At 35.6% G+C, this 26,652-nt stretch carries 28 protein-coding genes and 1 rRNA gene; 28 read left to right on the top strand and 1 reads right to left on the bottom strand.

The features are described 5' to 3' along the window. The 10 genes from rrf to rsmI all read left to right on the top strand — a co-directional run. Window positions 1-92: ribosomal RNA gene (gene rrf, locus DET63_RS28825) — 5S ribosomal RNA — on the top strand; the annotation flags it as partial. Window positions 93-291: 199 nt separating this feature from the next. After that, entirely contained in the window at window positions 292-471 is a 180-nt protein-coding gene (locus DET63_RS28820) for a sigma factor G inhibitor Gin (RefSeq protein ID WP_002091596.1), read from the top strand. A 79-nt stretch (window positions 472-550) separates the two neighbouring features. After that, window positions 551-1,972, top strand: coding sequence for an aminotransferase class I/II-fold pyridoxal phosphate-dependent enzyme (locus DET63_RS28815; RefSeq protein ID WP_113938532.1), 1,422 nt, complete (start codon window positions 551-553; stop codon window positions 1,970-1,972). A gap of 1 nt (window position 1,973) precedes the next feature. Continuing rightward, window positions 1,974-2,600 carry a dTMP kinase gene (tmk, locus tag DET63_RS28810; RefSeq protein WP_113938531.1) on the top strand — a complete coding sequence of 209 codons (627 nt, stop codon included), beginning with the start codon at window positions 1,974-1,976 and terminating at the stop codon, window positions 2,598-2,600. 35 nt (window positions 2,601-2,635) lie between these two features. After that, entirely contained in the window at window positions 2,636-3,619 is a 984-nt protein-coding gene (holB, locus tag DET63_RS28805) for a DNA polymerase III subunit delta' (protein ID WP_113938530.1), read from the top strand. A 5-nt stretch (window positions 3,620-3,624) separates the two neighbouring features. Further along, window positions 3,625-4,452, top strand: coding sequence for a PSP1 domain-containing protein (locus DET63_RS28800; RefSeq protein WP_002009637.1), 828 nt, complete (start codon window positions 3,625-3,627; stop codon window positions 4,450-4,452). Between the two features lie 14 nt (window positions 4,453-4,466). Next, the gene (gene yabA, locus DET63_RS28795; protein WP_002009639.1) at window positions 4,467-4,817 is read left to right on the top strand and encodes a DNA replication initiation control protein YabA; all 351 of its coding nucleotides are present in this window, start codon (window positions 4,467-4,469) and stop codon (window positions 4,815-4,817) included. Between the two features lie 120 nt (window positions 4,818-4,937). Beyond that, entirely contained in the window at window positions 4,938-5,678 is a 741-nt protein-coding gene (locus DET63_RS28790) for a tRNA1(Val) (adenine(37)-N6)-methyltransferase (protein WP_002138893.1), read from the top strand. Next, complete coding sequence (locus DET63_RS28785; RefSeq protein WP_002130207.1) at window positions 5,665-5,955, top strand: GIY-YIG nuclease family protein; 291 nt, start codon at window positions 5,665-5,667, stop codon at window positions 5,953-5,955. The genes DET63_RS28790 and DET63_RS28785 overlap by 14 nt, the downstream gene beginning before the upstream one ends. Beyond that, window positions 5,924-6,799: a 16S rRNA (cytidine(1402)-2'-O)-methyltransferase gene (gene rsmI / locus DET63_RS28780; protein WP_113938529.1), complete on the top strand. Its 876-nt coding sequence runs from the start codon at window positions 5,924-5,926 to the stop codon at window positions 6,797-6,799. The genes DET63_RS28785 and rsmI overlap by 32 nt, the downstream gene beginning before the upstream one ends. 20 nt (window positions 6,800-6,819) lie before the next feature. On the opposite strand, the gene DET63_RS28775 is transcribed toward rsmI, so the two are convergent. Beyond that, window positions 6,820-7,104: a transition state genes transcriptional regulator AbrB gene (locus tag DET63_RS28775; RefSeq protein ID WP_000843037.1), complete on the bottom strand. Its 285-nt coding sequence runs from the start codon at window positions 7,102-7,104 to the stop codon at window positions 6,820-6,822. Window positions 7,105-7,625: 521 nt separating this feature from the next. Here DET63_RS28775 and metG point away from each other — a divergent pair. The 18 genes from metG to DET63_RS28685 all read left to right on the top strand — a co-directional run bounded on the left by metG (window position 7,626) and on the right by DET63_RS28685 (window position 26,647). Further along, window positions 7,626-9,608: a methionine--tRNA ligase gene (gene metG, locus DET63_RS28770; protein WP_235661827.1), complete on the top strand. Its 1,983-nt coding sequence runs from the start codon at window positions 7,626-7,628 to the stop codon at window positions 9,606-9,608. 165 nt (window positions 9,609-9,773) lie between these two features. After that, window positions 9,774-10,541 carry a TatD family hydrolase gene (locus tag DET63_RS28765; RefSeq protein ID WP_113938527.1) on the top strand — a complete coding sequence of 256 codons (768 nt, stop codon included), beginning with the start codon at window positions 9,774-9,776 and terminating at the stop codon, window positions 10,539-10,541. 260 nt (window positions 10,542-10,801) lie between these two features. Then, a complete protein-coding gene (gene rnmV, locus DET63_RS28760; protein ID WP_002029323.1) occupies window positions 10,802-11,359 on the top strand; it encodes a ribonuclease M5 in 558 nt (185 codons plus the stop codon). Beyond that, the gene (rsmA, locus tag DET63_RS28755) at window positions 11,356-12,234 is read left to right on the top strand and encodes a 16S rRNA (adenine(1518)-N(6)/adenine(1519)-N(6))-dimethyltransferase RsmA (protein ID WP_002091590.1); all 879 of its coding nucleotides are present in this window, start codon (window positions 11,356-11,358) and stop codon (window positions 12,232-12,234) included. Before rnmV ends, rsmA begins: the two co-directional genes overlap by 4 nt. A 117-nt stretch (window positions 12,235-12,351) precedes the next feature. Further along, window positions 12,352-13,215, top strand: coding sequence for a sporulation peptidase YabG (gene yabG / locus DET63_RS28750; protein ID WP_113938526.1), 864 nt, complete (start codon window positions 12,352-12,354; stop codon window positions 13,213-13,215). Between the two features lie 238 nt (window positions 13,216-13,453). Next, on the top strand, window positions 13,454-13,717 hold the full coding sequence (gene veg, locus DET63_RS28745) for a biofilm formation stimulator Veg (RefSeq protein ID WP_002009653.1): 264 nt from the start codon (window positions 13,454-13,456) through the stop codon (window positions 13,715-13,717). A gap of 92 nt (window positions 13,718-13,809) precedes the next feature. Next, window positions 13,810-13,989, top strand: coding sequence for an acid-soluble spore protein SspF (gene sspF / locus DET63_RS28740; protein WP_002094215.1), 180 nt, complete (start codon window positions 13,810-13,812; stop codon window positions 13,987-13,989). Window positions 13,990-14,185: 196 nt separating this feature from the next. Further along, on the top strand, window positions 14,186-15,055 hold the full coding sequence (gene ispE, locus DET63_RS28735) for a 4-(cytidine 5'-diphospho)-2-C-methyl-D-erythritol kinase (RefSeq protein ID WP_012260164.1): 870 nt from the start codon (window positions 14,186-14,188) through the stop codon (window positions 15,053-15,055). Window positions 15,056-15,109: 54 nt separating this feature from the next. Then, window positions 15,110-15,958: a pur operon repressor gene (purR, locus tag DET63_RS28730; protein WP_002091587.1), complete on the top strand. Its 849-nt coding sequence runs from the start codon at window positions 15,110-15,112 to the stop codon at window positions 15,956-15,958. 123 nt (window positions 15,959-16,081) lie between these two features. After that, window positions 16,082-16,456: a RidA family protein gene (locus DET63_RS28725; RefSeq protein ID WP_000869819.1), complete on the top strand. Its 375-nt coding sequence runs from the start codon at window positions 16,082-16,084 to the stop codon at window positions 16,454-16,456. 152 nt (window positions 16,457-16,608) lie between these two features. Next, on the top strand, window positions 16,609-16,902 hold the full coding sequence (spoVG, locus tag DET63_RS28720; RefSeq protein ID WP_000454042.1) for a septation regulator SpoVG: 294 nt from the start codon (window positions 16,609-16,611) through the stop codon (window positions 16,900-16,902). Between the two features lie 324 nt (window positions 16,903-17,226). Then, the gene (gene glmU / locus DET63_RS28715; protein WP_002091584.1) at window positions 17,227-18,606 is read left to right on the top strand and encodes a bifunctional UDP-N-acetylglucosamine diphosphorylase/glucosamine-1-phosphate N-acetyltransferase GlmU; all 1,380 of its coding nucleotides are present in this window, start codon (window positions 17,227-17,229) and stop codon (window positions 18,604-18,606) included. A gap of 18 nt (window positions 18,607-18,624) precedes the next feature. After that, the gene (locus tag DET63_RS28710; protein ID WP_002091580.1) at window positions 18,625-19,578 is read left to right on the top strand and encodes a ribose-phosphate diphosphokinase; all 954 of its coding nucleotides are present in this window, start codon (window positions 18,625-18,627) and stop codon (window positions 19,576-19,578) included. A gap of 72 nt (window positions 19,579-19,650) precedes the next feature. Next, on the top strand, window positions 19,651-20,211 hold the full coding sequence (gene pth / locus DET63_RS28705) for an aminoacyl-tRNA hydrolase (protein ID WP_002144538.1): 561 nt from the start codon (window positions 19,651-19,653) through the stop codon (window positions 20,209-20,211). A gap of 70 nt (window positions 20,212-20,281) precedes the next feature. Then, on the top strand, window positions 20,282-20,506 hold the full coding sequence (locus tag DET63_RS28700; RefSeq protein ID WP_002091576.1) for an anti-sigma-F factor Fin family protein: 225 nt from the start codon (window positions 20,282-20,284) through the stop codon (window positions 20,504-20,506). A gap of 105 nt (window positions 20,507-20,611) precedes the next feature. Then, complete coding sequence (gene mfd, locus DET63_RS28695) at window positions 20,612-24,142, top strand: transcription-repair coupling factor (RefSeq protein WP_113938525.1); 3,531 nt, start codon at window positions 20,612-20,614, stop codon at window positions 24,140-24,142. Between the two features lie 135 nt (window positions 24,143-24,277). After that, entirely contained in the window at window positions 24,278-24,814 is a 537-nt protein-coding gene (gene spoVT, locus DET63_RS28690) for a stage V sporulation protein T (RefSeq protein WP_002009670.1), read from the top strand. 231 nt (window positions 24,815-25,045) lie between these two features. Further along, window positions 25,046-26,647, top strand: coding sequence for a putative polysaccharide biosynthesis protein (locus tag DET63_RS28685; RefSeq protein WP_113938524.1), 1,602 nt, complete (start codon window positions 25,046-25,048; stop codon window positions 26,645-26,647). Window positions 26,648-26,652 lie beyond the last annotated feature (5 nt).

The following is a 26,652-nucleotide window of genomic DNA, read 5'->3' as shown; positions in this document are numbered from 1 at the left end:
ACACCCGTTCCCATACCGAACACGGAAGTTAAGCTCTCTAGCGCCGATGGTAGTTGGGACCTTGTCCCTGTGAGAGTAGGACGTCGCCAAGCAAGATAAAAACACAAGTCTTTTGACTTGTGTTTTTTTGTTTTTAAACGGTACATGAAAGAAGTAAAGGGAATACATAAGTAATACAAACACGTTGCCCAAGAATAAATCATATTATATAAGAAATTGATGTATATTTTCCAGAAATTTGTTAAGGAATAGAGGTATATAATATGTTTATTTAAAAAGGGAGGAAAGATTATGAAATTACCAAGTGAAATTTGCATCGTTTGTGAGACAAAAAGAGGGGAAGGAATATATGTATATAATAATTTAATATGTTACGAGTGCGAAAGAAATCTGGTGAATACTGAGACAAATGACCCGAAGTATATACATTATTTAAAACAACTGCGAAAATTAGAAGTATCATATTTTTAAATAGGCATTATGCCTATTATTTTTTTTGCCCTAATATCTGTATAATAGATACACAATGAATAATAAGGAAGAGATATATATGAATCAAAATCGTATGCCTTTATATGAGGCGCTAATAGAATTTAAAGAAAGGCGACTACTATCTTTTCATGTTCCGGGTCATAAGAATGGTTTAAACTTCCCTCAGAAAGCTTCAGGGGGGTTTAAGGACATATTATCAATTGATGTAACAGAGTTAACAGGATTAGATGATTTACATAGCCCGTTTGAATGTATAGATGAAGCACAGCAATTATTAGCTGAAGTATACGGCGTGCACAAAAGTTATTTTTTAATTAATGGTTCAACAGTTGGAAATTTAGCAATGATTTTATCTTGCTGCGGCGAACATGATATTGTCCTCGTACAAAGAAATTGTCATAAATCGATCATTAATGGTTTGAAATTAGCAGGGGCGAATCCGGTCTTTTTAAATCCATGGATTGATGAAGTATATAACGTACCAGTAGGTGTTCGTGATGAAGTTATTAAGGAGGCAATTACAAAGTATCCAAATGCAAAAGCACTTATTTTAACACATCCTAATTACTATGGTATGGGCATTGATTTAGAGGCAAGTATCGCTTACGCACATGCACATAAAATTCCTGTTCTAGTAGATGAAGCCCATGGGGCGCATTTTTGTATAGGGGACCCCTTCCCGAAGTCAGCATTAGTTTATGGTGCGGATATTGTGGTTCATTCCGCACATAAAACATTACCTGCGATGACAATGGGATCTTATTTACATATAAATAGCCGTTTGGTGAGCGAAGAAAAAGTTTCCTCCTATTTAAGTATGCTACAATCTAGTAGCCCATCGTATCCAATTATGGCTTCTCTTGATATAGCACGTTTTGCAATAGCAGTTATAAAGGAAGAGGGTCATGATGAAATCGTTGAGTTTTTACGCCGATTTAAAGAAGGATTGCGATCTATCCCACAAATAGCCATTTTGCAATATCCATCGCAAGATGAATTAAAAGTTACGGTGCAAACTCGCTGTCAGTTATCGGGGTATGAATTACAGTCTGTATTTGAAAAAGTCGGTATATATACGGAAATGGCAGATCCATATAACGTCCTACTTATATTGCCGTTACAAGTAAATGAGGGGTATATGAAAGCCATAGAGATCATTCGATTAGCTATGCAGCAATATAAGGTAAAAGACAAGACAGCATCAATTCGTTATACTTATAAAGGGGAGATTTCCTCTTTACCGTATACGTATAAACAATTAGAGAGATACGAAACGAAGTTAGTATCTATAGAAGAAGCCGTTGGTATGATAGCTGCAGAAATGGTGATTCCGTATCCACCTGGAATTCCATTGATCATGTATGGAGAGAGAATTACTCAAGAACATACAAAGCAAATTACTCATTTAGAGAAAACAGGGGCTCGTTTTCAAGGTAGCACGAAATATATGAACGTGTATGATATAGAAAGTAGGTTTTAGGATGAAGGGATTATTTGTAACAATTGAAGGGCCAGAAGGTTCGGGTAAAACAACATTAATTAAAAGTTTATTACCATATTTTGAGCAAAAGGAACAAAAGGTAATGGTGACCAGAGAACCGGGTGGTATTGCAATTTCTGAAGATATTAGAACAATTTTACATAAACAAGAGTATACGATGATGGAAGCACGTACAGAGGCGCTCTTATATGCTGCTGCACGTAGACAACATTTAGTGGAAAAAGTTATGCCAGCACTTGAGGAAAACTATCTTGTACTATGTGATCGTTTTATAGATAGCTCTTTAGCATATCAAGGATATGCAAGGGGCTTAGGTATGGATAAAGTATTTGAAATTAATCGTTTCGCAACGGAAGATTGTATGCCTAGTTTAACAATCTATTTAGATATTGAGCCAGAGGTAGGTTTAGCACGAATTGGAAAAGATGCAGGACGTGAAGTAAATCGACTAGATATGGAAGATATCTCTTTCCATAAACGTGTGCGTGAAGGGTATTTACAAGTTGTAGAGCGTTTCTCTAATCGCATTGTATTAGTAAATGCTGATCAACCAATGAAAAAACTTATAGAAGAAGTTGTTCAGATTATAGAAGATAAATTGTTATAATAGAAGGAAAGAATGAAATAAGTGAGGTATGCAGTATGATAAATACGTGGGAGCAGCTTTCTGTTATACAGCCCATCGGTGTCAAAATGTTGATGAATAGCATTGCAAAAGAGCGTATATCCCACGCTTACTTGTTAGAGGGAGGGAAAGGGACTGGGAAGTTCGCCACAGCAATTCAAATGGCAAAAAGTTTTCTCTGTTCACAAAGAAATGGTGTAGAGCCTTGTCATGTATGTACGAATTGTCGCCGAATTGATTCAGGTAACTACCCAAACTTACATATTGTAAAACCAGATGGATTATCTATTAAAAAACAGCAAATTCATGATTTACAAGAAGAGTTTTCAAAAACAGGATTAGAAGCAAATAAAAAAGTATATATTATTGAGCATGCAGATCGTATGACAGCAAATGCAGCGAATACGCTCTTAAAGTTTTTAGAAGAACCAAGTAGTGATACAACAGCTATTTTACTTACTGAACAAAGTCATCAGATTTTAAATACAATCTTATCTCGTTGTCAAGTTGTTACGTTTAGGCCGTTGCCTACAGAATCTTTAATTAAGAGGTTAGAGGAAGAAGGTATTACAGTTTCTTTATCTACACTTGCTGCGCAGCTTACAAATAGTTTTGAAGAAGCTTTATTAATGTGTAATGATGAATGGTTTGCACAAGCGAGAGCTTTAGTGATAAAATTATGTGAAGCGCTCGAAAAAGATAAGGCCTCTATTTTTTTTGTACAAGAAAAATGGGGGAAGCACTTTGGAGAGAAAGAACAATTACAGCAAGGCTTAGATATGTTACTCCTTATTTATAAGGATTTATTATATGTTCAACTTGGAGAAGAAGATCGTCTTGTTTTTCATGAGCAGAAAGAGATGTTTGAATCCTTTTCTTATGCTCAGAAGCGCATTGTATCAGCTCTCTTTAATATATTAGAGGCAAAAAATAGAATCAACGCTAATGTAAATGCGCAGCTTGTGTTCGAACAGTTAGTGTTGCGGTTGCAGGAGGGATGACCGTTTTGTATGATGTAGTAGGTGTTCGCTTTAAGAAGGCCGGAAAGGTATATTACTTTGATCCAAATCAGTTCGATATCTCAGAAAATGAGTTTGTAATTGTAGAAACGGTAAGAGGTATTGAGTACGGAAAAGTAGTTATTACCAAAAAGCAAGTTGATGAAAATGACGTTGTATTACCGCTAAAAAAAGTTATTCGTATTGCAAATGAAAATGATCGTACCATTGTTGAAGAGAATAGGCATGCTGCGAAAGAAGCATATCAAGTTTGTCAACAAAAGGTAGGAGAACATAATCTTGATATGAAGCTTGTAGATGTAGAGTATACGTTCGATCGTAATAAGATTATTTTTTACTTTACTGCGGATGGCCGGATTGATTTCCGGGAACTAGTGAAAGACTTAGCGGCAATTTTTAGGACAAGAATTGAGCTGAGACAGATCGGCGTTCGTGACGAAGCAAAAATGCTTGGTGGTATTGGTCCATGTGGTCGTATGCTTTGTTGTTCTACTTTTTTAGGAGATTTTGAACCTGTATCCATTAAAATGGCAAAGGATCAAAATTTATCATTAAATCCTGCAAAAATCTCTGGTTTATGTGGTCGCTTAATGTGTTGCTTAAAATATGAGAATGATGAATATGAGGCAGCAAAGGAACAACTTCCTGATTTAGATCAACGTATACAAACACCGCACGGTACTGGCCGTGTTATCGGATTAAATATTTTAGAAAGATTAATTCAAGTGGAACTAGTAGACAAGGAACGGATAGTAGAATATACGTTAGATGAATTAATGAATAAAGGGGTCGTTTCGAGTCAAACCACAGATTAATGAGGTGGGTGCTTGTGGAGAAAAAGGATATTTTTGCATCGGTTTCTAGTATGGAAGAGCAAATTGGACATTTATACAAACAGTTGGGGGAATTAAAACAACATCTTGCAGAATTATTGGAAGAAAACCAACATATAAAAATGGAAAATGAAAATTTGCGACATCGTTTTGAAGAAGTGCAGAACAAGGAAAAACAAAAAACTCAAAAACGCAAAGAAATGAAGGCGAAGACAGATATTGGTGAAGGCTACGATAATCTAGCGAGACTATATCAAGAAGGTTTTCATATTTGCAATCTACATTATGGAAGTGTACGTAAAGAGGGAGATTGTTTATTCTGTCTGTCATTTTTAAATAAAAAGTGAGATTACCTTTCCAATATAATTGGAAAGGTAATTTTTTATACATGAGAGTAGAATGAAATTTATTTTTACATTAATAGAAGATGAAATAGGATAGGTTAAGTGTAAGAAAGGGAGCAATATATGAATTTATATGAAGATGAGCGTTTAGATTACTTATTAGCGCAAGATATGAAGATTGTACAAAGTCCATCAGTATTTAATTTTTCTTTGGATGCTGTTTTACTTGCAGATTTTGCTTGGGTGCCAATTCAAAAAGGTAATTTACTTGATTTGTGTACAGGTAACGCAGTTATCCCTCTTTTATTAAGTACAAGGACAAAAGGGAAAATTACAGGTGTAGAAATTCAAGAGCGCTTATATGATATGGGAATAAGAAGCGTTCAATACAATAATTTAGAAGAAAGAATTCATTTAATCCATGGAGATTTGAAAGATATGCCGGAGAAACTTGGACGTCATCAATATGATGTTGTAACATGTAATCCTCCTTATTTTCAAACACCACAAACTTCTGAGAAGAATATGAATGAACATTTAGCGATAGCTCGTCATGAAATTATGTGCACACTAGAAGATGTTGTATACGCAAGTAGCCAGCTAGTGAAACAGGGTGGGAAAGTAGCATTTGTACATCGTCCAGGTCGTTTGCTCGACATCGTCACATTAATGCGTAAATACAAAATTGAACCGAAACGTGTGCGATTTGTTTATCCTAAGGCTGGTAAAGAAGCGAATACATTGTTAATTGAAGGAATTAAGGATGGGAATGCTGATTTAAAAATCTTACCACCTCTTTTTGTATATGAAGAAAACAATGAATATACAAAGGAGCTTCGTTCAATTTTATATGGAGAAGAATAAGCATTGTTTTTATGTGGTGGAGTGTTCTGATGGAAGTTATTATGCTGGATACACGAATCATATAGAAAAACGGATTCAGACCCATAATAGTGGAAAAGGTGCTAGATATACACGCGCTAGACTTCCAGTTGTTTTAAAATATGTAGAGGATCACGAGGATAAACGAACGGCTATGCAAGCTGAGTATCACTTTAAGCAGTTAACGAGGAAAAAAAAAGAAGAATATATGCAAAAAGGAGAACGCTATGTGGCAGCAAAAAAGCTTTCAGCAAAATGAAAAGGGAGTTTTATATTTAGTACCGACTCCAATCGGAAATTTAGAGGATATGACATTTCGTGCAATCCGAATTTTAAAAGAGGCAGACATTATTGCAGCGGAAGATACAAGGCAAACGAAGAAACTTTGTAATTACTTTGAAATTGAAACACCAGTTATGAGTTATCATGAGCATAATAAAGGAGTAAGTGGACGGAAAATTTTAGATAAGTTGGAAGAAGGTAAGACTGTAGCCATTGTGAGCGATGCAGGTATGCCATGTATTTCAGATCCTGGTTATGATATCGTTGTAGAGGCTGTAGCAGAACAATATCATGTTATCCCGCTTCCTGGGGCAAATGCAGCCCTTACAGCATTGATTGCATCAGGACTTGAGACAAAACATTTTTATTTCTATGGTTTCCTGCAAAGAAATAAAAAGGGACGTAAGCTTGAATTAGAAAAACTACGCTATATTCCAACTACAATGATGTTTTATGAGGCGCCACATCGTTTAGATGATACTTTAATCTCTATGCAAGAAGTATTAGGAAATAGGGAAATCGTATTATGTCGTGAGCTAACGAAAAAATTTGAAGAGTTTATTCGTGGAACAATTGAAGAAGCGATTGAGTGGACGAAGCAAAATGAAGTTCGTGGTGAATTTTGTATTTTAGTAGCAGGTTCAACAGAAGAACCTACTCCAGAAGAAAAATGGTGGGAAGCTATTTCAGTATATAATCATATTGAACATTATATAAATGAAGAAGGTATGAATTCAAAAGAAGCGATAAAAACAGTCGCTAAAGACCGAGATTTGTCGAAACGAGACGTATATCAAATCTATCATGTGGATAAAAAATAAGCTTCTCATAATTGAGAAGCTTATTTTGCTGTTTCGATATAATCTTGAAGTTCGTTTAAGACTTGTTCAGCGCCTTCTTTACTTAAGATAATTTTACCTTCAGCTAAAGATAGGTTACCATCAGATACTTCACCAGTTACTTGGCAAGTCATGTTTGGTTTATATTTCTTTAAGATGATTTTTTCATCATCAACGTAGATTTCAAGAGCATCCTTTTCTGCAATACCTAAAGTACGGCGTAATTCGATTGGAATTACTACACGACCCAATTCATCAACTTTACGAACGATACCAGTAGATTTCATAATTCTTTTCCTCCTAAATAAATAGTTTATAAGTTTCGAGTCTATTTTTTTTGATTCGTCATTTTTCGACAAAATACCCTATGGACATATGATACCAATCATTTACATTTCCGTCAATTATTAAATTCTATATTTTAAAAAAAGATTTATAGATTTTTATACTTCTTATATATGATAGAATGTAAGTCATTTCTACAATTGTTTTGTATTGTTTTTTGTAATGTTTATACTTTTCGGGAAATATATTGTATATTTTTTTGAATATGAGTAATAGATGATAAAGATATCGAGCATTAACTCGTTTTTATCCCGCTATTTGCGAGCAGTAAGACTCCCACTTCAAAATTTAGCCGGAGCAAAGAAGTTAAGTGGGAGTCGGGCTGCTCGTAAAAGCCCGATTGGTGTGGGCTAATAATCCATGGGGGATGAACCCTCTCCACGGATTAAAGTTTCACTTTATATATGAGTTTTTGATATACTGTTTATAAATACATATGAGGTTATTCGGGAGGTCCAAAACGATGAAAGAGGAAAATAAGTCCTTTTATATTACTACCCCAATTTATTATCCAAGTGGAAAGTTACACATTGGACATGCTTATACGACAGTAGCAGGAGATGCGATGGCACGATATAAGCGTATGCAAGGATACAATGTTCATTATTTAACAGGAACTGATGAGCATGGACAGAAGATCCAAAAGAAAGCAGAAGAACTAAATGTTACACCACAGGCATATGTGGATAACATTGTATCAGGGATTAAAGAACTTTGGGAGAAGATGGATATCTCTTATGATGATTTTATTCGTACAACTGAAGATCGTCATAAAGATGTTGTTGAGAAAATCTTCAAGCAGCTAGTAGATCAAGGCGATATTTATCTTGATGAATATGAAGGTTGGTATTCTGTACAAGATGAAACATTCTATACAGCGCATCAATTAGTAGATCCAATTATGGAAGGTGACAAAGTAGTTGGTGGAAAAAGCCCAGATAGTGGTCACGCTGTAGAACTTGTTCGCGAAGAGTCTTATTTCTTTAGAATGGGTAAATATGTAGACCGACTATTAAAGTTCTATGAAGATAACCCTCATTTCATTCAGCCGGAGTCCCGTAAAAATGAAATGATTAATAACTTCATTAAACCAGGATTAGAAGATTTAGCGGTTTCTCGTACTTCATTTGACTGGGGAGTTCGTGTTCCAGGTAACCCAAAACACGTTATTTACGTATGGGTAGATGCGTTGTCTAATTACATTACTGCATTAGGATATGGAACAGAAAATGAAGAGAAGTATAAAAAATTCTGGCCAGCAGATGTCCATTTAGTTGGGAAAGAAATCGTTCGTTTCCACACAATTTATTGGCCAATTATTTTAATGGCTTTAGATTTACCACTTCCGAAGAAAGTCTTTGCTCATGGCTGGATTTTAATGAAGGATGGAAAAATGAGTAAGTCAAAAGGAAACGTAGTAGATCCAGTTACATTAATTGATCGTTACGGATTAGATGCATTGCGTTACTACTTACTTCGCGAAGTTCCATTTGGATCTGATGGAGTATTCACACCAGAAGGATTTGTTGAACGAATCAACTTTGATTTAGCGAATGATTTAGGTAACTTATTAAATCGTACAGTAGCTATGATTGATAAATACTTTAACGGGGAAATCCCTGCATTTAAAGCAAATGTAACTGAGTTCGATGAAACGTTAGTGACATTTGCCGAAGATACATTGAAAAAAGTAGAAGAGGCAATGGAGAATATGGAATTCTCTGTAGCGCTAAGTTCCATTTGGCAATTAGTTAGCCGTACGAACAAATATATTGATGAAACGCAGCCGTGGGTATTAGCGAAGGATGAGAATGATCGTGAAAAACTTGCGTCTGTAATGTCCCACTTAGCTGAGGTACTTCGTCAAACAGGTATTATGCTTATGCCATTCCTAACAGTAGCACCAAGTAAGATGTTTGCTCAACTTGGACTTACTGAAGAGGCGCATAAATCTTGGGAAAGCCTATCTACAATTGGATGTATTCCAGCTGGAACAAAAGTAGAAAAAGGAAACCCAATTTTCCCTCGTTTGGAAATGGAAGTAGAAGTGGGATATATTAAAGAACAAATGCAAGGTTCTGCTCCTAAAGTAGAAGAGAAAAAAGCAGAAGAACCAAAGGCAGAAGAAATTACAATTGATGATTTCTTTAAAGTAGAATTACGAGTAGCTGAAGTAATATCCGCTGAACCTGTGAAAAAAGCAGATAAGTTGTTAAAAATTCAGCTTGATTTAGGTACAGAGAAGCGCCAAGTGGTTTCTGGGATTGCTAAATTCTATTCCCCAGAAGAACTAAAAGGTAAAAAGGTTATTTGTGTAACGAATTTAAAACCTGTAAAATTACGTGGTGAATTATCACAAGGTATGATTTTAGCAGGTGAAGAGAATGGCGTATTGTCATTAGCATCAATTGACCAGAATTTACCAAATGGTACAAAAATCAAGTAATTGAGACAAGAAAAGAGATGTTTCACGTGTAACATTGGTGAAGCGTCTTTTTTCTTTTTACATTCCGTTTTTTGCATTAAAATTGAAGTATTGTTATCGTTAAGTTAGAAAGAGTGTAGTTTTTCTATGAGAGAATTGATTTCAATATAAAAGGAGTTATTTATTATGTTGTTTGATACACATTCACATTTAAATGCAGAGCAATTTGAAGAAGATTTACAAGAAGTTATCGCGAGAATGAAAGAAGCGGGAGTTACATATACAGTTGTTGTTGGATTTGATGAAGTAACGATAAAGAAAGCAATTGAATTAGCAGAGGCTTATGATTTTATTTACGCTGCAGTTGGATGGCATCCTGTTGATGCAATTGATATGAAAGAAGAACATTTAGCTTGGTTAGAAGAATTAGCGGCTCATCCTAAAGTAGTTGCAATTGGGGAAATGGGATTAGATTATCACTGGGATAAGTCTCCAAAAGAAATACAGAAGGAAGTATTCCGTAAACAAATTGCATTAGCGAAAAAGGTGAAATTACCGATTATTATACATAACCGCGATGCAACTCAAGATATTGTTGATATCCTAGAGGAAGAGAATGCAGCTGAAGTAGGGGGCATTATGCATTGCTTTAGCGGTAGTGTAGAAGTAGCGCAGCGATGTATCGATATGAACTTTTTAATTTCATTAGGTGGGCCAGTAACATTTAAAAATGCCAAGAAACCGAAAGAAGTTGCTATGGAGATTCCGTTAGAAAAATTATTGATAGAGACAGATTGCCCGTATTTAACACCACATCCATTTCGAGGGAAACGAAATGAACCTAGTTATGTAAAACTGGTAGCAGAAGAAATTGCGAATTTAAAAGGAATTTCTTATGACGAAGTAGCACAAGTAACAACAAAGAATGCCAAGGCCTTATTTGGTGTTGAATAAAAAAGAATGGGGAGTCCCATTCTTTTTTTGTTTTTTGAGAAGAGAGATAATAGAAGTGATAAGAACCCACTATTTACGCATAACATAAGTGTAGAAATACTGCGGATAAATTAAGATGGAGATAGAAGTGTTACAATAAGGATAGTGAACAAAGATTTTTCTCTTCTACTTTTTAAAATGTAAGATTGGGAAAATAATAATGGAAAAGTCGTCATTTTTTTGTTTTACTAAGTAGAGATGAAAAGAGTGTGGAGGCAAGCATGAAAATTAAAGAGATTATCGTTGTAGAAGGTAAAGATGATACAGTTGCGATTAAACGTGCTGTTGATGCGGATACAATCGAAACGAACGGTTCAGCAATCGGTGATCACGTTATTGAGCAAGTTAAATTAGCGCAGCAAAAACGAGGCGTTATTATTTTCACAGATCCGGATTATCCTGGAGAGCGTATTCGAAAAATTATTTCTGACAAGGTTCCTGGATGTAAGCATGCTTTTTTAACGAAGGAAGAAGCACTTGCTAAAAGGAAAAAAGGTGTTGGAATCGAACATGCTTCTAATGAGTCGATTCGCCGTGCTTTAGAGAATATACATGAAGAAATGGAAGCTTACACAAGTGAAATTAGTTGGAGTGATCTAGTCGATGCGGGCTTAGTGGGCGGAGAAATGGCAAAGAGTCGCAGAGAAAGAGTGGGTAAGCTATTAAAGATTGGTTATACAAACGCAAAACAGTTACATAAACGTTTACAAATGTTTCAGGTTTCAAAGGAATCATTTGCAGAAGCTTATAAGCAAGTAATACAGGAGGAAAAAAAATGAAGGATATCGCAACGCCAAATCGTACGAAAGACATTGTTGAAAAGTATGGATTTTCATTTAAAAAAAGTTTAGGACAAAATTTTTTAATTGATACGAATGTATTAAATCGTATCGTTGATCACGCAGAAATCGGTTCAGAAAGTGGCGCAATTGAAATTGGACCAGGTATCGGTGCGTTAACAGAGCAATTGGCAAAGCGTGCTAAAAAAGTAGTGGCTTTTGAAATTGATCAGAGATTATTACCAATTTTAGACGAGACGTTAGCTCCATATAGCAACGTTACAGTTATAAATAAAGATGTACTAAAAGCAGATGTACATGAAGTGTTTAGTGAGCAATTTGAAGAAGGACAAGATGTAATGGTAGTAGCTAACTTACCATACTATATTACAACGCCAATTTTATTTAAATTGCTCGAAGAAAAATTACCGGTTCGTGGATTTGTTGTTATGATGCAAAAAGAAGTTGGGGATCGTTTAGCTGCTAAACCAGGAACGAAAGAGTATGGTTCTTTATCAATTGCCATTCAGTATTATACAGAGGTAGAAACAGTTATGACTGTACCGCGTACAGTGTTTGTGCCACAACCAAATGTTGATTCTGCGATTATCCGTCTTCTAAAGCGTCCTAAACCAGTTGTAGAAGTGACAGATGAAACTTTCTTCTTTGAAGTAGTACGAGCAAGTTTCGCACAGCGTCGTAAAACTTTAATGAATAATTTATCAAATAATTTAAATGGTTTCCCGAAAGATAAAGAGCTGTTGGATCGAATTTTGACAGAAGTAGGAATTGATCCGAAGCGAAGAGGCGAAACGCTATCTATCGAAGAGTTTGCAACATTAAGTAATGCATTAATTCTTCATAAATTGTCATAAGAATATGAAAGGGACAGTTCAACTTGAGCTGTCCCTTTTGTCACCTTTCCGTTCCTAAATTCATACTTTAAAAACAGGTAAGATGGCCTAACGAGTTTGGAGTTTGGAGGTAGGAGAATGGCTTTACATGTTGGAGAATTAGTTGAACGATATTCTCATAATAGGGATATTCTTTTTCGTATTATAGAAATAAAAGGCGATATGGCAATATTATTTGGAGAGGAAATTAGACTTGTGGCGGATGCACCACTTGCAGATTTAGTTAGTATAGATCAACGAGAACATAAAAATAGAGTGAAGCGTGAAACAGAAACGATGGAGCGTACTTACCGGTTGTTTCAGCAAGATTACGTGTTGATGAAACAAAGACATGAACATACTTCAACTGGTGGATATACAAGTGAAGTGAATTATTTTCAAATGCCAGGACGTGTATTGCATATAGATGGAGATCCTTTATATTTGCGCAAGTGCTTAGATTTATATAATAAAATAGGCGTTCCTGTTCAAGGTATTCATTGTAAGGAAACGGAGATGCATGAAAAGGTAGTAGACTTAATAGATCATTTTCGCCCAGACATTTTAGTTATTACAGGACATGATGCATATACAAAGTCAAAAGGAGTTATGGGAGATTTAGCAGCATATAGACATTCTAGACATTTTGTACAGGCTGTTCGAGAAGTGCGAAAAAAATATCCATCATTGGATCAACTCGTTATTTTTGCTGGGGCTTGTCAATCACACTTTGAGGCGTTGATTCGGGCAGGTGCTAATTTTGCTAGTTCACCGTCTAGAATTAACATTCATGCTCTAGATCCTGTATATGTAGTTGGCAAAATTAGTTTCACTTCATTTATGGAAAGAGTAAATGTATGGGACGTTGTGCGTAATACAATTACTGGCGAAAAGGGACTAGGCGGAATTGAAACAAGAGGGATTTTACGAACAGGATTGCCCTTTCAACATTATGACGAATGAGCAAGGTACATACGTATCTTGCTTTTTTATGTGGAAATGATTTAAATGAGTCTGGATAAAAAGCGTCAAGAACGTGCAGACTATACAATGATACTTTTAGAATATAGTATTTCTTCTATCTATTTGAACGCATGATGCTTTTATAATGATATTGTCTGTGAATTGCGGTTAATAATTGGGATAGATATATCGTGTTTTAAGTGTTCAATCTAAATTACAGCGAGGTGTAGCAAAGTATATGTCAAAACGTTTAGATGAAATTAAAAGCGAATTAGATCACCATCTTGGACAGCGACTTATGTTAAAGGCAAATAGTGGGAGAAGAAAAACTGTGGAGCAATCAGGTGTACTTGCAGAAACGTATCGTTCTGTGTTTGTTGTACAATTAGACCAGCAAGAAGATGCATTGCAACGTGTATCTTATAGTTATGCAGATGTTTTAACAGAGACAGTAGAGCTAACATTTTACGATGAATCTCAAAATGAAGTATTTTATAATTAATGTATTTTTTTGTTACATATATTCCCATAAATGAAAAGCTATATTATTTTGCATACTAATTATACCGTAGCAAAATAAGGAGGGACTCTGCATTGAGTAGACGAAGAGGAGTCATGTCAAATCAATTTAAAGAAGAGCTTGCAAAAGAGCTTGGCTTTTATGATGTTGTTCAGAAAGAAGGATGGGGCGGAATTCGTGCGAAAGATGCTGGTAATATGGTGAAACGTGCTATAGAAATTGCAGAACAGCAATTAATGAAACGAAACCAGTAGTTGTAAGATACTTTCTATGCTACGGTAGCCGAGGAGAGATTCCTCGGCTTTTTGCACGCTAAAAGGTGCCATCATTTGACATAAGTAGTTTCATTCTGAATGCTTTTCGATATAATTAGGGAAGTGTCATCGTCTTACTATAAATTTATGGTAAAATAAACGATAAAAGATTGAGTACATAGAGTGGGTGAATAGATTGAAGCTACTAGTGAAAGCACCAGCAAAGATTAATCTGTCGTTAGATGTACTGGGAAAAAGACAAGATGGATATCATGAAGTGAAAATGATTATGACAACAATCGACTTGGCAGATCGTTTAGAGCTAACGGAATTAGCAGAAGACCGTATTGAAATTTTGTCCCATAATCGGTATGTCCCAGACGACCAACGCAATTTAGCTTATCAAGCAGCGAAATTATTAAAAGTGAAGTTTAATGTAAAAAAAGGCGTGTCTATTACTATTGAAAAAACGATTCCAGTAGCCGCTGGATTAGCAGGTGGAAGTAGTGATGCAGCAGCGACATTACGTGGCCTTAATAAGTTATGGAATTTAGGGCTAACAATCGATGAATTAGCAAAGCTTGGCGCAGAAATTGGGTCAGATGTATCGTTCTGTGTATATGGTGGAACTGCTATTGCCACTGGAAGAGGAGAAGAAATTGAACATATAAAGACTCCGCCTTCTTGTTGGGTTGTTTTAGCAAAGCCCCACATTGGTGTATCTACTGCTGACGTGTACGGAAATTTAAAATTAAATCGTGTTACTCATCCAAATGTAGATAAAATGGTTGAAGTCATTAACCATGGCGATTATAAAGGAATTTGTGATACTGTTGGTAACGTTTTAGAAGATGTGACGTTTGCGATGCATCCCGAGGTTGCACGTATTAAATCACAGATGAAACGCTTTGGGGCAGATGCCGTATTAATGAGTGGAAGTGGCCCAACTGTATTTGGTCTTGTACACCATGATTCGCGAATGCACCGCATATATAACGGGTTAAAAGGATTTTGCGAGCAAGTATATGCAGTGCGTTTATTAGGAGAGCGAGAAACGCTTGAATAAAGACGTATAATACGTTATGATTTGTTTAGAATATTCGTGATTTGAGGTGAGGGTATGAAAATTAGACGAAGTACAAGATTGGTCGATCTGACGTATTACTTGTTACAAAATCCTCGTCAGCTAGTTTCTCTCACTTTTTTTGCTGAAAGGTATCAATCGGCTAAATCTTCCATTAGTGAAGATTTGGTTATAATTAAGCAAACGTTTGAACAACAAGGTGTCGGCACATTGCAAACGGTACCAGGAGCAGCAGGAGGAGTGAAATATATTCCCTATATAAGTGAAGAAGAGGCAAATCTGATTATTAACGAGCTTTGTAGCTTATTTGAAAACCCAGACCGTATTTTGCCTGGCGGTTACTTATATATGACGGATCTTTTAAGTAATCCTCGCCAGATTAATGGCGCAGGTCGTTTATTTGCTTCTGTTTTTGCTAGGCAACCAATTGATGCGGTTATGACGGTAGCGACAAAAGGAATTCCGCTTGCTTATGCAGTAGCGAACTACTTAGATGTACCGGTAGTAATTGCGAGAAAAGATAATAAGGTAACAGAAGGACCCACTGTTAGTATTAACTATGTATCAGGTTCCTCTAAGCGAATCCAAACGATGACTTTAGCAAAGCGTAGCCTTCCAGAAGGGTCCAATGTTTTAATTATTGATGACTTTATGAAAGCTGGCGGAACCATTCAAGGTATGATGAGCATGCTAGAAGAGTTTAAAGCTAATGTTGTTGGGATTGGCGTATTAGTAGAGTCTACGGATATTGAAGAAAGACTTATTAATAACTTTGTATCATTAATTCGTTTGTCAGAAGTTGATGTGAAAGAAAAAGCGATTCAAGTGGAAAAGGGGAATTATGCACTTGCACCATTTGATAAAGGGCTTGTAGAGGCTGAGTAAAAAGGTAAAGCAGATAGCTTTACCTTTTTTTATTCCTATTTATAAATTACAAAATAGATGGACAAACTGCCTTTGGTACACTATTTTTAAAGAGTAAAAATAAATAATAAAAGGGTGAAAAGTATGAAAGTTGTTCAAACAAGCAAAGCACCACAGGCAATCGGACCATATTCACAAGGGATTATTGTAAATAATATGTTCTATAGTTCAGGACAAATTCCGTTAACGGCAAGTGGAGAACTTGTAACAGGAGATGTAACAGTACAAACAGAGCAAGTATTTGAAAATTTACAAGCGGTATTAGCAGAAGCAGGTGCTTCATTTGATACAGTGGTAAAAACAACAGTATTCTTGAAGGATATGGATGATTTTAATGCTGTTAATGAAGTATACGGTTCTTATTTTTCTACTCATAAACCAGCGCGTTCTTGTGTACAAGTAGCAAAATTACCGAAAGATGTTTCTGTTGAAATCGAAGTAATTGCCCTAGTTAAGTAACTCTTTGTAAGCGATAACCTCTACTAATCCTTATATTCAACTACAATAAAAATTTTTATCTTAAAAATTTTTAAAAAATTAAAGGGAAAATAGAAAATTTGTGGAATTTATACAAATATATCGCTTATTTAGAAAAGGGTGGTGAACACAAGATGGAAGTGACTGACGTAAGATTACGCCGCGTAAACACAGAAGGCCGCATGAGAGCAATTGCCTCTATTACTCTAGACCATGAATTTGTTGTTCATGATATTCGTGTAATTGATGGTAATAATGGATTATTTGTAGCAATGCCAAGTAAACGTACTCCAGATGGAGAATTCCGTGACATTGCACATCCAATTAATTCTAATACACGCTCTAAAATTCAAGATGCGGTTTTAACAGAGTATCATCGTTTAGGCGAGTTAGAAGAGGTTGAGTTTGAAGAAGCAGGCGCTTCGTAAAATTCGAATGAAAAGGGCTTTTGAAAGAAAGTCTTATAATTTTGTAGCAAACTCCTGTAAGCATTTACAGGAGTTTGTTTTTTTTTGAATAATACACGTTTCTAATTATAAAAATTCATATTTTGAAAAAATAAAGATGAAAAACTTCTAATTTTTTCATCTTTATTTAAAATAGTATAGCTTATTCCTTAAAAAAGATACTAAAGAGTAAAACATCTTATAAGAATTATGGTAAAATTTAATAGTTATAATGTGTTTCTTGAAATATATGATGATTTAGGATAATATCGTTAATGGATAAATAGGTTGCGATGGAGGGTCTATATGTCAAACAGATTTGCAGTGATTCTAGCTGCAGGTAAAGGCACACGTATGAAGTCCAAGCTATACAAAGTGCTGCATCCTGTATGTGGAAAACCAATGGTGCAACATGTAGTCAATGAAGTATCTCAATTAGGATTGCAGAAACTTGTAACAGTCGTTGGACATGGTGCTGAAAAGGTACAAGAACAGCTAGGAAACGTAAGTGAGTTTGCATTACAAGCAGAACAACTTGGTACAGCTCATGCTGTCGATCAAGCTGCAAGTGTACTTGCAAATGAAGAGGGAACAACTTTAGTTATTTGTGGTGATACACCTCTAATAACTGCTGAAACGATGGAAGCATTACTTCAGCAACACGAAGAAGCGGGAGCAATGGCGACGGTACTAACAGCGTACATAGAAGAGCCTGCTGGATATGGCCGTATCGTTCGTAATGAGAATGGTCATGTTGAAAAGATTGTTGAGCATAAGGATGCGAATGAAAAAGAATTAGCTATTAAAGAAATCAATACAGGTACGTATTGTTTTGATAATAAAGCTTTATTTGCTTCACTTTCTAAAGTTTCAAATGATAATGTACAGGGCGAATATTACCTTCCGGACGTTATTGAAATTTTAAAAAATGAAGGTCATATTGTATCAGCTTATCAAACAGAGCACTTCGATGAAACGTTAGGTGTTAACGACAGAGTCGCTCTATCGCAAGCGGAAATTATTATGAAAAATCGTATCAACAGAAAGAACATGGTAAATGGTGTTACAATTATTGATCCAAGTAACACATACATTTCTGCGGATGCAATTATTGGTAGTGATACAGTTCTTCACCCAGGAACGGTTATTGAGGGGAACACTGTAATTGGTTCTGATTGTGAAATTGGACCGCATACAGTAATTCGCGATAGTGAAATTGGAGATCGTACGGTAATTCGTCAATCTACTGTACATGACAGCAAGCTTGGTACAGAAGTATCAGTTGGTCCATTTGCACATATTCGCCCAGATTCAGTTATTGGAGATGAAGTGCGCGTTGGAAACTTCGTAGAAATCAAAAAAACTGTTTTTGGTAATAGAAGTAAAGCTTCACACTTAAGTTATATCGGGGATGCACAAGTTGGAGAAGACGTGAATCTTGGTTGTGGTTCAATTACGGTGAACTACGACGGCAAGAATAAATTTAAAACTGTAATTGGTAACGGGGTATTTATTGGATGTAATTCAAACCTTGTTGCTCCTGTAACAGTTGAAGATGGTGCTTATGTGGCAGCAGGCTCTACAATAACAGAGAATGTTCCATCAAAAGCATTATCAGTAGCACGTGCACGTCAAGTTAACAAAGAAGACTATGTTGATCAATTGCTGAATAAGAAAAAATCATAATGTGGAGGGTTAATCTAGATGTCGACTCAATATCTAAATTCTAATTTGAAAGTATTCTCTTTAAACTCTAATAAGGAACTTGCTGAGCAAATCGCAAAGCATATTGGAGTAGGACTAGGAAAATGTTCTGTTGATCGTTTTAGTGATGGAGAAGTTCAAATTAACATTGAAGAAAGTATCCGTGGTTGCGATGTATTCATTATTCAATCTACAAGCTTCCCAGTAAACGAACATATCATGGAATTACTTATTATGATTGATGCATTAAAACGTGCATCTGCAAAAACAATTAATATTGTTATTCCTTACTATGGTTATGCGCGTCAAGACCGTAAAGCGCGTTCTCGTGAACCAATTACATCGAAACTTGTAGCAAACTTGCTTGAAACAGCAGGTGCAACTCGTGTAATCACTCTAGATTTACATGCTCCGCAAATTCAAGGATTCTTTGATATCCCGATTGACCACTTAATGGGTGTACCGATTCTTTCAGACTACTTTGAAGCAAAAGGCCTTAAAGATATCGTAATCGTATCTCCTGATCACGGTGGTGTAACGCGTGCTAGAAAAATGGCGGATCGCCTAAAAGCGCCAATCGCTATTATTGATAAGCGTCGCCCTCGTCCGAATGTATCTGAGGTAATGAACATTATCGGTAACATCGAAGGCAAAACAGCAATTTTAATTGATGACATCATTGATACAGCTGGTACAATTACATTAGCGGCAAACGCTCTTGTTGAGAACGGTGCTTCTGAAGTATATGCTTGCTGTACACACCCAGTATTATCTGGTCCAGCAATTGAGCGTATTCAAAATTCGAATATTAAAGAGTTAGTTGTAACGAACTCTATCGTATTACCAGAAGAGAAGAAAATTGATAAAGTACATGAACTTTCAGTTGCTCCATTAATCGGAGAAGCAATCATTCGTGTATACGAAGAAGAATCTGTAAGTGTATTATTCAATTAATTGGATAGAATGAGACGTAACCAAGCTTGGTTACGTCTTTTCGTATCGAAAAAAGAAAGTAGTGGTACAAGAATGAAATTAATAGTAGGACTTGGGAACCCAGGTAGAGAATATGAATTAACAAGGCATAATATTGGATTTATGGCAATCGATGAACTTGCAAAACGTTGGAGTATTTCTTTGAATGAACAAAAGTTTAAAGGGGTATTTGGCGCAGGCTTTGTTAATGGGGAAAAAGTAATCTTACTAAAGCCACTTACATATATGAATTTATCTGGGGAAAGTATCCGTCCACTCATGGATTATTATAAAATTGATGTCGAGGACTTCATTGTTATGTACGATGATTTAGATATTCCTGTAGGTAAATTACGCCTTCGCATGAAAGGTAGTGCGGGTGGACATAATGGTGTGAAATCAACAATTTCACATTTAGGAACACAAGAATTTCAACGTATCCGCATGGGAATCGATCGTCCGAAAAATGGGATGAAAGTAGTGGATTACGTATTAGGACGCTTTACATCTGAAGAAATATCTGGCGTTAATCAATCCATTGAAAATGCAGCAGATGCATGTGAGGAATGGTTAAATAAACCTTTTCTCCAAATCATGAATACTTTTAATAGTTAAGCGCACAATCTGGAATATTTTATTTTGTTTTATCCCATACTAGTAGCAATTGGATATTTAGGAGGCTAGTATGGAAGGTTATTATTACTGTAGACATTGTGGAAGTAATGTGGGCTCCATTATCGCAGAAAAAGTATATAGCGACGTTTTGTTTCAACTAACAGAGCAAGAAGTAGTGGATATGATTCATTTTCATGAGAATGGAAATATATATATAAAAACGATTTGTGAATCGTGTCAAGAAACGCTCGCATCTTATCCTGAGTATTATGAATATGAAAAATTTCTGCAATAAAATGTTGTCGCTTTGGCGTGTCCAAAGCATTTTTCTGTTTTCTTTTTCCAAAATATTTGCATAAAATATAGTAACTTGCTCTTTATGTTGAGAGGAGTTTTGAAAATGATAGGTTTATTAGAGCAATTTTATAAAAATGAAGAAATACAATCGGTTATTAATGGGCTAGAAAATGGGTTGAAAGAACAACTTGTATCGGGTATGGCAACATCCTCTCGTTCTTTATTAATGGCAGCTTTATATAAAAAGACAAAGCAATCACAACTTATCGTGACGCACAATTTATACCAAGCACAAAAAGTACATGAAGATTTAGTGGCGTTACTTGGTGAAAAAGATGTTTGGCTATATCCGGTAAATGAATTGATAGCATCGGAGGTTGGTGTTGCAAGTCCAGAATTGAAGGCACAGCGTATTGAAGTGTTAAATCGCTTAGCTGCAGGAGAGAATGGGATTATTGTAGCGCCAGTTGCAGGGCTGCGTAGGTTTTTACCAATAAAAGAATTATGGAAGCAAAGGCAAATTGAAATCAATCTAGGGCAAGAGATTGATTTAGATGCACTCTTGCATACCTTACATCATATTGGTTATGAGCGTAAGTCGATGGTAGAAGCTCCAGGAGATTTTAGTCTACGCGGGGGAATATTAGATATTTACCCATTAACTGAAGAATTACCATTTCGTATTGAATTCTTTGATACACAGGTTGATTCTATTCGATTATTTGATGTGGAAGAACAGCGCTCTCAAGATAAAAGGGAAAGTGTTCGTTTTGGTCCGGCAACAGAGTTTTTATTTTCACAGGAAGAATTGAAATCGGGAATTAAGCATCTTGAAGAAGGTTTGACTAAGACGATGCAAAAGCTTTCCGATGATAAATTAAAGACTACTGTGCTTGAGACGGTTAGTCATGAACTTGAAATGTTGAAAAACGGGCAAAGTATAGAACAAATGTTTAAATATTTATCTATTTTCTATAAAGAACCTGCTAGTCTGATAGATTATTTACCAGAAAATGGTGTTGTGATTTTAGATGAGATTTCCCGTATTCAAGAAACAGCATCACATCTTGAAACAGAAGAAGCGGAATGGTATATCTCACTTCTTGGCGAAGGAACAATTATTCAGGATTTATCTTTCTCCCACTCGTTTGAGGAGTTTCTTCATAATAAAAAAAGAAGTTTTGTATATTTAACGTTATTCTTACGCCATATAGCACACACACATCCTCAAAATATTGTGAATGTGACATGTAAAACGATGCAAGATTTCCACGGACAGATGCATTTGTTAAAAACTGAAATTGATAGATGGAATGAAGGTAATTTTACGACCGTTGTGCTTGGAACAGATGATGAACGTGTAAAAAAACTACAACATATTTTAAGTGATTATGATATTGATGCAGACATTGTAGAGGCGACAGATATCTTATTGCCTGGAAGGTTACAAATTGCTGTAGGTGATTTACATGCAGGCTTTGAAATGCCGATGCAAAAGTTTGTTGTCATTACTGAAAAGGAGCTTTTTCATAAGAAGGTTAAAAAATCACAACGTAAGCAAAAGTTATCTAACGCTGAACGTATTAAAAGTTATTCGGAATTAAAAGTTGGAGACCATGTAGTTCATGTAAATCATGGTATAGGTAAATTTTTAGGTATTGAGACATTAGAGATTAATGGTGTTCATAAAGATTATTTAAATATTAAATATCAAGGTAATGATAAGTTATACGTTCCAATTGAACAAATTGATCAAGTGCAAAAATACGTAGGGTCTGAAGGTAAGGAACCAAAAGTTTATAAATTAGGCGGAAATGATTGGAAGAAGGTCAAAACGAAAGTTGAAAAATCTGTACAAGACATTGCAGATGACCTAATTAAATTATATGCCGAGCGTGAAGCCTCAAAAGGTTATGCATATACACCAGATACGGCAGAGCAACAAGAGTTTGAATCTTTATTTCCATATCAAGAGACAGAGGATCAATTACGTTCTATTGAAGAGATTAAGAAAGATATGGAACGCGGACGTCCGATGGATAGGCTTCTTTGTGGTGACGTAGGATATGGAAAGACTGAAGTAGCTATTCGTGCGGCATTTAAAGCAATTATGGATGAAAAACAAGTTGCGATTTTAGTACCAACAACAATCCTTGCACAACAACACTATGAAACAATTCGAGAGCGTTTTCAAGATTACCCGATTAATATAGGGTTACTAAGTAGATTCCGCACACGAAAACAACAAAATGAAACGATTAAAGGTTTAAAAGATGGAACGGTGGATATTGTAATCGGAACGCATCGTATTTTATCTAAAGATGTTACTTATAAAGATTTAGGACTTCTTATTATTGATGAAGAACAGAGATTCGGCGTTACACATAAAGAAAAAATTAAACAATTGAAAGCAAATGTTGACGTGTTAACATTAACGGCAACTCCGATTCCACGTACACTTCATATGTCTATGCTTGGTGTGCGCGATTTATCTGTTATTGAGACACCACCAGAGAATCGTTTCCCAGTACAAACATATGTAGTAGAGTATAATCCGGCGTTAATGCGAGAAGCGATAGAGCGAGAGTTGGCAAGAGGCGGTCAAATTTACTTCCTATATAACCGTGTGGAGGATATTGAAAGAAAAGCAGATGAAATTTCGATGTTGGTTCCAGATGCTCGTGTAACATACGCACATGGGAAAATGAATGAAGGTGAATTAGAGTCTGTTATGCTATCGTTTTTAGAAGGGCAGCATGATGTTCTTGTAAGTACAACAATTATTGAGACGGGTGTAGATATTCCGAATGTAAATACATTAATTGTATTTGATGCAGATCGTATGGGATTATCACAGTTGTATCAGCTTCGTGGTCGTGTTGGACGTTCTAATCGCGTCGCGTATGCATACTTTGCATACAAACGTGATAAAGTGTTATCGGAAGTTGCAGAGAGGCGTCTGCAAGCAATTAAAGAGTTTACAGAGCTTGGATCTGGTTTCAAAATTGCGATGAGAGACTTATCAATTCGTGGTGCGGGTAATTTGTTAGGGGCAGAACAACATGGATTTATTGATTCTGTTGGATTTGATCTATATTCTCAAATGTTAAAAGATGCAATTGAGCAACGTAGAGGAACAGACGGAGTTGAAAATACCGTTAATGTTGAAATTGATTTAGAAGTAGATGCATATTTACCGGATGCGTACATTTCAGATAGTAAACAAAAAATTATGATGTATAAACAATTTAGAGGTATTTCTGCAATTGAAGATATTGAAGAGTTGCAGGAAGAGATGATCGACAGATTTGGTGATTATCCACAAGAAGTTGGTTATTTATTACAAATTGCAAACATTAAAGTGTTGGCAATGAAAGAACAAATTGAGTTAATTAAGCAAAATAAATTTGAAGTAACATTCCTGTTTTCTGAACAAGCGAGCCAAAATATAGATGGTGGAAAATTATTCATGCTAGGAAGTAGTTTTGGCCGTATGATCGGTCTTGGTATGGAGGGGTCACAATTGAAAATTGTGATGAAAACGAATGGATTAGAGACGTCGAAATGGTTAACAATTGCTGAAAATTTATTAAAAGGCTTGCCAGATGTAAAAAAAGAAGTAATAAATGCCTAATATAAGATAAAAAATACAATTCGACGTGCATAGAAGAACTAATGTGTAAAATACTATGTTTAATAGTTGGTGATTTTTACATGAACAGGTAAATTCACCACTTTGATCATCAGTAGAAAGTGAGGCAGCATTAGAATGAAAGCAACTGGAATCGTACGTCGAATTGATGATTTAGGCAGGGTAGTAATTCCGAAGGAAATTCGTAGAACTTTACGTATTCGTGAGGGAGATCCACTAGAAATATTTGTTGATCGCGATGGAGAAGTGATTTTGAAAAAATATTCTCCAATTAGTGAACTAGGTAATTTTGCAAAGGAATATACGGAAGCTTTATACGATAGCTTAGGACATAATGTGCTTGTATGCGATCGTGATTCTATTATCGCAGTAGCAGGCGCATCTAAAAAAGAATACTTAAATAAAAGTGTTGGCGATTTAATTGAGAAGACAATGGAAGAGCGTAAGTCTGTAATTATGACAGATGAAAGCGAAATTTCAATTATTGATGGAGTAACAGAAAAAGTGAGCTCTTATACAATTGGCTCGATTATTGCAAATGGAGATCCAATCGGAGCTGTCGTTATCTTCTCTAAAGAGGCTATTATAAGTGAAGTAGAGCATAAATCAGTAAATACAGCTGCAAGCTTTTTAGCGAAACAAATGGAGCAGTAGCGAAGTGTAATTTCTATAAGTAGCAATCTTTCCTAATTATGATATTTCTATTTGAGAAATTAACTATTTGGAGATATAAGTATATTGAACGAAGGTAGCGCTTTGCTACCTTTTTTCATTGAATATTTTTGCTGTTGAAAGAAGTCAGTGAATGTAAGGAATATGAAGGAGAGCCAGTTTTTCTTTGTGATATAATACGAGGGGTGAGAATAGAAAAAGGAGTTTTCTTGTATGGAAGCGAAGAAGTACCAAGCCTTTTGGCGTGGGGCTATTATATTAACAATCGCAAGTTTTGTTACGAAGGTATTAAGCGCTTTTTACCGTATTCCATATCAAAATATAGCGGGTGATGTTGGTTTTTATATTTACCAACAAATTTATCCGTTTTATGGATTTTGTTTGATTTTAGCTACTTATGGGTTTCCCATTATTATTTCAAAAATGGTCGCAGAAAGATTAGAACGAGGAAAACAAAAAGAAGCAGAAGAAATTATTTGTGTATCTTTTTGGTTTTTATTAGGAATTGGCTTTATAGGATTTTTCACATTATTCTTTGGGGCCAAAACAATTGCATCGGTTATGGGCGATATACATTTAGATAAATTATTACGTGTTATTTCGTTTTCATTCCTACTAATGCCATTTTTATCTGTAGCGAGAGGATATTTTCAAGGTTTCAATAATATGATGCCGACGGCTGTTTCGCAAGTAATTGAACAAACGATTCGTGTTTCTATTATTGTATTTTTATCACTATTCCTTATTGCTCATGGATTTGATTTATATACAGTTGGTGCGGGTGCCATGCTAGGTTCAATTGCAGGCGGGCTTATTGGGATTATCGTACTTTTACTTTATATGCGTCATGATTTCCATGCTATTTTCTTCAAAGGATGGAAGGGAATTAGAAATAAAAAAGGGATTGTTCGAATCCTTTTTTGGCAGGGATTAGCGATTTGTGTTAGTAATTTAGTCCTTATTTTTATACAAATGGCGGATTCTATTTCCTTGTATACTTTGCTTATTCGTGCGGGAGAGCAAGTTGAAAATGCAAAGGTACTAAAAGGTGTTTATGATAGAAGTATCCCGCTTATGCAATTAGGTACTGTTGTGACAACTTCTTTCTCATTGTCACTTATTCCTATTATTACAGCGGCGAAAGAAAGAGGAGATCTTTCTTTTATTCAAGAAAAGGTAAAGTTAGCAATGAAAATAACATTCGTTATTGGATTTGCAGCTGCTATTGGATTAACTTGTATTATTCAACCTGCAAATATTATGTTGTTTGAAAATAGTGATGGATCAGATGTGTTATCGATTTTATCTTTATCTATTTTATTTAGCTCATTGTCAATTACAACTGCTTCTATTTTGCAAGGGTTGGGACAAACATTAAAACCAGCAATATTCGTTGTATTTGGAGGTTGTTTGAAGCTAGCTTTAAACTATATATTAATGCCTTATTTTGGTGTGAAGGGAGCTGCAATTGCAACTTTAGTTGCGCTTATTGTAATTGCCTTGCTAAATAGTGTGTTGCTTATGCGAGCTGTATCAGATCCGCTTATTGATAAGCGGAATATGTTAGGTGTAGTTATTAGTGGTATCTGTATGGGGTTTGTATTAATAATCTTTATGCGTGTGTTGCGAATGTCTGGATTAGTAATTGATACAGGACATAGAGGAATTGCGACGCTTGAAGCGCTGCTAGGTGTAGCTATCGGCGGATTAGCATATATGTTTTTAATTTTAAAATTACGTGTATTTACAAAAGAAGAATTAGGAACCGTTATGAAACAAGAGAAAAAAGAAGGTTCATTGAAGAAGAGTGGATAGAGGTG

It is taken from the genome of Bacillus sp. DB-2 (genome assembly GCF_003315125.1).
Taxonomy (GTDB): Bacteria; Bacillota; Bacilli; order Bacillales; family Bacillaceae_G; genus Bacillus_A; species Bacillus_A mycoides.
This window is presented reverse-complemented; position numbering and strand designations above follow the sequence as displayed.

Coding starts and splice junctions, on each gene's coding strand:
- DET63_RS28820 (WP_002091596.1), top strand. CDS start 292: ATGAAATTACCAAGTGAAATTTGCATCGTTTGTGAGACAAAAAGAGGG.
- DET63_RS28815 (WP_113938532.1), top strand. CDS start 551: ATGAATCAAAATCGTATGCCTTTATATGAGGCGCTAATAGAATTTAAA.
- tmk (WP_113938531.1), top strand. CDS start 1,974: ATGAAGGGATTATTTGTAACAATTGAAGGGCCAGAAGGTTCGGGTAAA.
- holB (WP_113938530.1), top strand. CDS start 2,636: ATGATAAATACGTGGGAGCAGCTTTCTGTTATACAGCCCATCGGTGTC.
- DET63_RS28790 (WP_002138893.1), top strand. CDS start 4,938: ATGAATTTATATGAAGATGAGCGTTTAGATTACTTATTAGCGCAAGAT.
- DET63_RS28785 (WP_002130207.1), top strand. CDS start 5,665: ATGGAGAAGAATAAGCATTGTTTTTATGTGGTGGAGTGTTCTGATGGA.
- rsmI (WP_113938529.1), top strand. CDS start 5,924: ATGTGGCAGCAAAAAAGCTTTCAGCAAAATGAAAAGGGAGTTTTATAT.
- DET63_RS28775 (WP_000843037.1), bottom strand. CDS start 7,104: ATGAAATCTACTGGTATCGTTCGTAAAGTTGATGAATTGGGTCGTGTA.
- metG (WP_235661827.1), top strand. CDS start 7,626: ATGAAAGAGGAAAATAAGTCCTTTTATATTACTACCCCAATTTATTAT.
- DET63_RS28765 (WP_113938527.1), top strand. CDS start 9,774: ATGTTGTTTGATACACATTCACATTTAAATGCAGAGCAATTTGAAGAA.
- rnmV (WP_002029323.1), top strand. CDS start 10,802: ATGAAAATTAAAGAGATTATCGTTGTAGAAGGTAAAGATGATACAGTT.
- rsmA (WP_002091590.1), top strand. CDS start 11,356: ATGAAGGATATCGCAACGCCAAATCGTACGAAAGACATTGTTGAAAAG.
- yabG (WP_113938526.1), top strand. CDS start 12,352: ATGGCTTTACATGTTGGAGAATTAGTTGAACGATATTCTCATAATAGG.
- veg (WP_002009653.1), top strand. CDS start 13,454: ATGTCAAAACGTTTAGATGAAATTAAAAGCGAATTAGATCACCATCTT.
- purR (WP_002091587.1), top strand. CDS start 15,110: ATGAAAATTAGACGAAGTACAAGATTGGTCGATCTGACGTATTACTTG.
- DET63_RS28725 (WP_000869819.1), top strand. CDS start 16,082: ATGAAAGTTGTTCAAACAAGCAAAGCACCACAGGCAATCGGACCATAT.
- spoVG (WP_000454042.1), top strand. CDS start 16,609: ATGGAAGTGACTGACGTAAGATTACGCCGCGTAAACACAGAAGGCCGC.
- glmU (WP_002091584.1), top strand. CDS start 17,227: ATGTCAAACAGATTTGCAGTGATTCTAGCTGCAGGTAAAGGCACACGT.
- DET63_RS28710 (WP_002091580.1), top strand. CDS start 18,625: ATGTCGACTCAATATCTAAATTCTAATTTGAAAGTATTCTCTTTAAAC.
- pth (WP_002144538.1), top strand. CDS start 19,651: ATGAAATTAATAGTAGGACTTGGGAACCCAGGTAGAGAATATGAATTA.
- DET63_RS28700 (WP_002091576.1), top strand. CDS start 20,282: ATGGAAGGTTATTATTACTGTAGACATTGTGGAAGTAATGTGGGCTCC.
- mfd (WP_113938525.1), top strand. CDS start 20,612: ATGATAGGTTTATTAGAGCAATTTTATAAAAATGAAGAAATACAATCG.
- spoVT (WP_002009670.1), top strand. CDS start 24,278: ATGAAAGCAACTGGAATCGTACGTCGAATTGATGATTTAGGCAGGGTA.
- DET63_RS28685 (WP_113938524.1), top strand. CDS start 25,046: ATGGAAGCGAAGAAGTACCAAGCCTTTTGGCGTGGGGCTATTATATTA.